Origin of the sequence: uncultured Selenomonas sp. (genome assembly GCA_905372355.1) — a bacterium.
Taxonomy (GTDB): domain Bacteria; phylum Bacillota; class Negativicutes; order Selenomonadales; family Selenomonadaceae; genus Selenomonas.
The window spans coordinates 40,362-47,421 of sequence record CAJPOT010000012.1 but is presented as its reverse complement, the minus strand read 5'-3'; the positions used below and the strand labels follow the sequence as shown (position 1 = coordinate 47,421).

General features: G+C 57.7%; 6 protein-coding genes. 1 reads left to right on the top strand and 5 read right to left on the bottom strand.

The annotated features are described in order from the left end of the window. Positions 1-99 precede the first annotated feature (99 nt). A complete protein-coding gene (locus QZ177_RS08155) occupies positions 100-1,107 on the top strand; it encodes a Fic family protein (RefSeq protein WP_294176704.1) in 1,008 nt (335 codons plus the stop codon). A 117-nt stretch (positions 1,108-1,224) separates the two neighbouring features. Here the strand turns inward: QZ177_RS08155 and argH are convergent, their stop codons facing one another. The 5 genes from argH to argB form a co-directional block, all read right to left on the bottom strand. Continuing rightward, entirely contained in the window at positions 1,225-2,652 is a 1,428-nt protein-coding gene (argH, locus tag QZ177_RS08150; protein WP_294176702.1) for an argininosuccinate lyase, read from the bottom strand. Next, positions 2,649-3,869 carry an argininosuccinate synthase gene (locus tag QZ177_RS08145; RefSeq protein ID WP_294176700.1) on the bottom strand — a complete coding sequence of 407 codons (1,221 nt, stop codon included), beginning with the start codon at positions 3,867-3,869 and terminating at the stop codon, positions 2,649-2,651. Before QZ177_RS08145 ends, argH begins: the two co-directional genes overlap by 4 nt. Positions 3,870-3,984: 115 nt before the next feature. Next, positions 3,985-4,917: an ornithine carbamoyltransferase gene (gene argF, locus QZ177_RS08140; RefSeq protein WP_294176698.1), complete on the bottom strand. Its 933-nt coding sequence runs from the start codon at positions 4,915-4,917 to the stop codon at positions 3,985-3,987. A 15-nt stretch (positions 4,918-4,932) separates the two neighbouring features. Further along, entirely contained in the window at positions 4,933-6,138 is a 1,206-nt protein-coding gene (locus tag QZ177_RS08135; RefSeq protein WP_294176696.1) for an aspartate aminotransferase family protein, read from the bottom strand. A 26-nt stretch (positions 6,139-6,164) separates the two neighbouring features. Continuing rightward, on the bottom strand, positions 6,165-7,049 hold the full coding sequence (gene argB, locus QZ177_RS08130) for an acetylglutamate kinase (protein WP_009646467.1): 885 nt from the start codon (positions 7,047-7,049) through the stop codon (positions 6,165-6,167). Between the last annotated feature and the right edge of the window lie 11 nt (positions 7,050-7,060).

Below are 7,060 nucleotides of genomic sequence, written 5' to 3'. Positions count from 1 at the left end.
GAAGCCTAGCCGATCAGTCTGCGCCTTCGGCTTGACTTCTCGGGGCTTCATGGTATAATACGGCAAAAGTCTTTCCAGAGTGATCCATGGAGGCATCCGATGAGCGACTACAGACCACCATTTCATATGACGGATCGAATGACCTCTCTGATTGCCGAAATCAGCGAACACGTCGGTCGTATTACTGTCCTCCAAGAAGGCACGATCAGCCCGCATCTGAGGCGTAAAAATAGGATCCGAACGATACACTCTTCTCTTGCCATTGAAAATAACTCCCTTTCCTTGGAACAAGTGACGGCTATCCTGAACGGCAAACGTATTCTTGGCAATCCAAACGAGATACGCGAAGTGCAGAACGCTTATGATGCATACGAGATGCTGCTGCTTCTGGATCCGCTGTCCGTACACGACCTATTGAAAGCACATGCACAAATGATGAACGGTCTGGTGCCGGAAAGCGGCCGATTCCGCTCCGGAGGCGTCGGCATATTCAAAGGGATATCGCTGATACACATGGCTCCGCCGGCGGCATTTGTAGCCGAGCACATGCACAACCTCGTTGCATGGTATCGGCATTCGGAACTTCATCCATTGGTGAAAAGCGCGATCTTCCACTACGAGTTTGAATTCATCCACCCCTTTTCCGATGGAAACGGTCGTATGGGCAGAATGTGGCACACTCTCCTGCTCGCCCAATGGAAGGAACTATTTTTCTGGCTGCCCGTTGAAGAATTGATCCAAGCTCGACAACAAGAATACTACGATGCGCTTGGTGCGGCAGACGCACAGGCAGATAGTGCAGGATTCGTAGAACTGATGCTGGAAATCATTCGGGATGCCTTGGGCAAAGTAACCGTTGTCGGTCGCGACAGCGACCAAGATAGCGACCAAGATAGCGACCAAGATAAACCTGCGATTCAGCGTCTTCTCTCCGCACTCGGCAACGACACGCTCTCCGCTGCGGAACTGATGAAGCGACTCCATCTTTCCCACCGACCAACCTTCCGCAAAAATTATCTTCACCCTGCTTTGGAGCAAAATCGAATCGAGCGCACGCTTCCTGATAAACCGAACAGCAAAAATCAAAAATATCGAAAGCACAGATAAACTCTGCACTTTCGATAAAATTCGACAGCAAAAAACGGAGTGCCGACAGCGACACTCCATTTTTTTGCTGTTGAGATGCACGATTCGATACAACGTGCCCAGCAAGGGGCTTGCCCATCAATCGAACCGAATCTCTTTCTTCTTCAACTCTTCCTGCTTCCTGCCTTCCTCATCAAGCAGCGCTTTCGCCTTTTCAAGCTGCCACGCGACCTGGCTGTACGAAGTGCCGCCGAGGGAATTGCGGTTCTTTACGCAGGTTTCGGGACGGATGGCATCTTTTATGTCCGCTTCGAAGAGGTCGGACAGGGCGCGGAATTCTTCCATGGTCATGTCTTCGAGCCACTTGCCCTGCTCGATGCAAAGATGCACGGCGTGTCCTGCGACGGCATGCGCTTTTCTGAACGGCATGCCTTTCTTCACGAGGTAGTCGGCAAGGTCGGTGGCGTTGGAGAAGTCTTCCGTGACGGCGCGTTTCATGACGTCGCCTTTGACCGTCATGCCGCGCAGGAGTGCTGTGTAGACGGCGAGGCTGAATTTCACCGTGTCGATGGCGTCGAACACGCCTTCCTTGTCCTCCTGCAGATCCTTGTTATAGGCAAGCGGCAGACCCTTGACGATCGTGAGCATCGCCATGAGGTGTCCGATGACGCGTCCCGTCTTGCCGCGCACAAGCTCGGAGACGTCGGGATTCTTCTTCTGCGGCATCATGGAGGAGCCTGTGCAGTGGGCATCGTCCAACTCGATGAAGGAGAATTCGCGCGAGCACCAGAGGATGATTTCCTCGGAGAGCCGCGAGAGATGCACCATGAGGATAGAGGCGGCGGAGAGGAATTCCATGATATAGTCGCGGTCGCTGACGGCATCGAGGCTGTTCGTGTAAATGGCATCGAAGTGAAGCTCCTCCGCCACGAATTCGCGGTCGATGGGGAACGTCGTGCCTGCGAGAGCACCCGCGCCGAGCGGCATGATGTCCGCACGCTCGTAAACGCCCAGGAAGCGTGAGAAGTCGCGTGCGAGCATGGAGAAGTAGGCGAGCATGTGGTGCGAGAAGAGGATCGGCTGCGCACGCTGCAAGTGCGTGTAGCCCGGCATGATCACGTCGGGATAGCGCTCCGCCGTCTCGACGAGCGCACGCTGCAGATTGGCAATGCAGCTGAGCACGGCGAGCGTCTGCCCGCGCACATAGAGGTGCGTGTCGAGCGCGACCTGGTCATTGCGGCTGCGTGCCGTGTGCAGCCTGCCACCCGCTTCGCCGATCGCGTCGGTCAGGCGCTTCTCGATGTTCATGTGGATGTCTTCGAGCGCGACGGAAAAGTCGAAGTCGCCGTGCTCGATTTTTTGCAGAATATCACGCAGCCCGGAGATGATGGCATCTTTATCCGCTTCCGCGATGATGCCGCACTTGGCAAGCATCTTCGCGTGCGCGATGCTACCCGCGATGTCCTCGCGGTACATGCGCTTGTCGAAGGAAATAGAGGCCTGGAAATCGTTGATCATCTCGTCCGTGCTCTTGGAGAAACGACCGCCCCAAAGCTGTTCGCTCATTTCTTCCCCGCCTTTTCCTGCATGAGGGCACGCACCTTCAATGGCAGGCCGAAGAGGTTGATGAAGCCCGTCGCGTCGGACTGGTCGTAGACCTCGTCGCGCTCAAAGGTCACGAACTCCTGACTGTAGAGCGAGTACGGCGACTTCGAGCCGGCGCTGATGATATTGCCCTTGTAGAGTTTGAGGCGCACCGTGCCCGTGACGCTCTCCTGCGTGCTGTCGACGAACGCCTGCAGCGCTTCCCTGAGCTGGCAGAACCACATGCCGTCGTAGACGAGCTCGCCGAAGCGGATGGCGACGCCTTCCTTGTAGTGGTACGTCGCGCGGTCAAGGCACAGGTACTCAAGCTCGCGATGCGCATAGTAGAGGATCGCGCCGCCCGGATTCTCGTAGACGCCGCGCGACTTCATGCCGACGAGGCGGTTCTCGCATATATCCGTGATGCCGACGCCGTTTCTCGCGCCGATCTCGTTGAGCTTCGTCAAAAGTTCGACCGCGCCGAGCTTCTCGCCGTTGACGGCGACGGGAATGCCCTTCTCGAAGTCGATCGTGACGTACTCGGGCTTGTCGGGCGCGTCCTCGGGAGCTTTCGAGATCAGGAACATCTCGTTCTTCGGCTCGTTCCACGGATCTTCGAGGTCGGAGCCTTCATGCGACAGGTGCCAGATGTTGCGATCCATGCTGTACGTCTTGTTTTCCTCGGCGACGGGAATGCCATGCTTCTTCGCGTACTCGATTTCCTCCGTGCGCGCGCCAAGTTCCCATTCGCGCCACGGAGCAATGATCGTGAGATTCGGCGCGAGAGCCTTGATCGTCAGCTCGAAGCGCACCTGGTCGTTGCCCTTGCCCGTCGCGCCGTGCGCGATGGCATCCGCGCCCTCCGCTTTCGCGATCTCGACGAGACGCTTGGCAATCAGAGGACGCGCGAACGACGTGCCCAAGAGGTACTTGCCTTCGTATACTGCCTGCGCCTTGAGCGTCGGCCAGACGTAGTCTTCGAGAAATTCCTGCGTGAGGTCTTCGACGTATGCCTTCGACGCGCCGGACTTCAGCGCCTTGTCATGCACGGGAGCGACCTCGTCGCCCTGCCCGATGTCGACGCACGCCGCGATGACCTCGCAGCCGTCATAGTTCTCCTTGAGCCACGGAATGATGACGGAGGTGTCCAGACCGCCCGAATATGCGAGTACGACTTTCTTCACTTTTGCCTTTGTCATGAAAAACAGCTCCTTAAAATATTTTATATCAAGGAAGCACTGATAAATTCAGCGTCTCCTTAAGAATACGCGCTTTCATAAATTTTTCCTGCCAGAGATTGCAGATAAGATGAAGTCAGTCCGCCATCAAAAGCGCCATGATTGCCTTCTGCGTATGCAGGCGGTTCTCCGCCTCGTCGAAGATGACGTTGGAGAATCTCTCTAAAACATCTTCCGTGATCTCCTCGCCGCGATAGGCGGGCAGGCAGTGCATGACGATGGCGCGTTTGTCGGCGACGGCGAGCAGGTCGCCGTTGATCTGGTACGGCGCGAAAATCTTCTTGCGCTCCTCGTGCTCCGCCTCCTGCCCCATGCTCGCCCATGTGTCCGTCACGAGGATGTCGGCGTCCTTCGCCGCTGCAAACGGGTCGGTCACGAGCGCGATGCTCGCGCCAGTCTCCTTCGCATCTTCCTGCGCCCTCTGCGTCACCCCTTCATCGGGCGCGTAGTCCGCAGGCGTTGCGGCAACAAAGTTCATGCCCGTCTTTGCCGCCGCATACATCAGAGAATGCGTCATGTTGTTGCCATCGCCGACGTACGCCATCTTCAGCCCTTTGAGATTCTTGCCCTTGTGCTCGCGAATCGTCAAGAGGTCGGTCAGCGCCTGGCACGGATGGAGGAGATCGGTCAAGGCATTGATGATAGGAATGTCGGCATACTTGGCGAACTCCTCCACCTTCTCATGCTCAAAGGTGCGGATCATCACGCCGTCGAGATAGCGCGAGAGGACGCGAGCCGTATCCTTGATCGGCTCGCCGCGCCCGATCTGCAGGTCGCGGTTCGAGAGGAAGAGCGCCTGTCCGCCGAGCTGAAACATGCCCGTCTCAAAGGAGACGCGCGTCCTCGTCGAGGATTTCTCGAAGATCATGCCGAGCGTCTTGCCCGCGAGAACGCGGTGCTCGATGCCCGCCTTCTGCATCGCCTTGAGTTCTTCGGCAAGCGCGAGAATCGCCTCGACCTCCTCAGAGGACAAATCGTGGATGGAAAGTAAATCCCTGCCTTTTAACATACGTTTTCCTCCCCTTCAACCCTTGGCGTACTTCGCCAGAATCGGCTCCAAGATCGCACAGAGTTCGTCGATATGCGCTTCCTTGACGATCAACGGCGGCACGAAGCGCAGGACATTTCCTGCCGTGCAGTTGATGATCGCGCCGTGCTCCAAACATTCGTTGACAATGCCGCGCCCCTCTATGGAAAGTTCCATGCCGAGAAGAAGCCCCATGCCGCGCACTTCCTTGATGAGTGCCGGATACTTCTTTTGAAAGCCTTCGAGCTTTTCACGGAAATACGCGCCAACCTTGTCGACGTGACCCAAGATGCCCTCTTTCTGCACCGTGTCGAGCACGACGTTCGCCGCCGCACACGCGAGAGGATTGCCGCCGAAGGTCGTGCCGTGATCGCCCGCATGGAGAGCAGCAGCCGCCGCGTCCGTCACGATGAACGCGCCGATGGGCACACCGCCCGCAAGACCCTTGGCAAGCGTCACGATGTCGGGCTGCACGTCGAAATGCTCGTAAGCGAACATCTTGCCCGTGCGCCCCATGCCGCATTGGATCTCATCGAAGATCAAGAGTGCGCCGTGCTCGTCGCAAAGCTCGCGCACGCGCTTCAAGTATTCTGCCGTCGGCACATGGACGCCGCCCTCGCCTTGAATCGTTTCGAGCATGACGGCGCACGTCTTCGCGCTCATCATCTTTTCCAGCTCTTCAATATTGCCGTAATGCACATAGTCGAATCCCGCAGGCAGCGGGCCAAAGCCTTCGTGATACTTCGGCTGCCCCGTCGCCGTCAATGTCGCGAGCGTGCGTCCGTGAAAACTATGCCACGCCGTGATGATCTGCGACTTTTCAGGATCTTTCGCGTGCGCATACTTGTGCGCGATCTTGATTGCGCCCTCGTTCGCTTCCGCGCCCGAGTTGGCGAAGAACGCCTTGCCCAACCCCGAAAGGCGCACGAGCCTTTCCGCTGCATCCGCCTGCGCCTGCGTGTAATAGAGATTCGAGCAGTGGATCATGCGCCCCGCCTGTTCGGCGATCGTCTTGACGAGCGGCGCATAGGCGTGACCAAGCACGTTGACCGCAATGCCCGCGAGGAAGTCGATGTACTTCCTGCCGTTGTTGTCGAAGACGTAGACGCCCTCGCCGTGGTCGAGCACAATCTTGTAGCGGTTGAACACGGGCAGATAGCCCGCCGCGTCCTTCGCGTAGATTGCTTCATCCGTTTCTTTCATAATTTCCCCCGCTTTTCCATGCGCCGTCACTTCACGACCTGCGTACCGATGCCCGCCGAGGTGAAGATTTCCAAGATGATGGAGTGGCCAAGCCTGCCGTCGATGATATGCGTCTTTGCCGCACCCGCATCGAGCGCCCTCAGGCACGCTTCTACCTTCGGGATCATGCCGCCCGTCAAGGTGCCGTCCTCGATATAGCGACGCGCCTCGGCTGCCGTGAGCGTCGAGATGAAGGATGATTTGTCCTCATAGTCCTTGTAGACGCCCTCGACGTCCGTCAAGAGCAGGAGCTTCTCCGCCCCAAGCGCACCCGCGATCTCCGCCGCCACGTAGTCGGCGTTGATGTTGTAGCTCTCGCCATCCGCACCGACGCCGATCGGCGCGATGACGGGGATGTAGTCGTGCGCGATGAGGTCTTGCAGGAGGCGCGTGTCGATTTTTTCGACCTGACCGACATAGCCGATGTCCACCTTCCTGCTCTCTTCCCCTTCGTAGACCGTCGCGAGCTTCTTTTGTGCGCGGATGAGGTTCGCATCCTTGCCCGACAGCCCGACAGCACTGACGCCGCGGCGATTGAGGAGCGTCACGATGTCGGAGTTGATCTTGCCATCGAGCACCATCTCGGCGATCTCGACCGTTTCTTCATCCGTCACGCGCAGGCCGCTGATGAACTCCGTCTCCTTGCCGACCTTGCCGAGAAATCCCGTGATCTCGGGGCCGCCGCCATGCACGATGACGGGCTGTATGCCGACGTACTTCATCAGCGCCACGTCCTGCATGACCTTTTCCTTGAGCTCTTCATTGATCATGGCGTTGCCGCCGTACTTGATGACGACGGTCTTGCCATAAAATTCCTGTATATAAGGCAGCGCCTCGACGAGGATCGCCGCCTTGTCGTTTGCCGCAAACATCGCTTCACCGC

Bases quoted from the DNA above. Each gene is read 5' to 3' on its own strand.
- QZ177_RS08155 (WP_294176704.1), top strand. From the start codon at position 100: ATGAGCGACTACAGACCACCATTTCATATGACGGATCGAATGACCTCT.
- argH (WP_294176702.1), bottom strand. From the start codon at position 2,652: ATGAGCGAACAGCTTTGGGGCGGTCGTTTCTCCAAGAGCACGGACGAG.
- QZ177_RS08145 (WP_294176700.1), bottom strand. From the start codon at position 3,869: ATGACAAAGGCAAAAGTGAAGAAAGTCGTACTCGCATATTCGGGCGGT.
- argF (WP_294176698.1), bottom strand. From the start codon at position 4,917: ATGTTAAAAGGCAGGGATTTACTTTCCATCCACGATTTGTCCTCTGAG.
- QZ177_RS08135 (WP_294176696.1), bottom strand. From the start codon at position 6,138: ATGAAAGAAACGGATGAAGCAATCTACGCGAAGGACGCGGCGGGCTAT.
- argB (WP_009646467.1), bottom strand. From the start codon at position 7,049: ATGTTTGCGGCAAACGACAAGGCGGCGATCCTCGTCGAGGCGCTGCCT.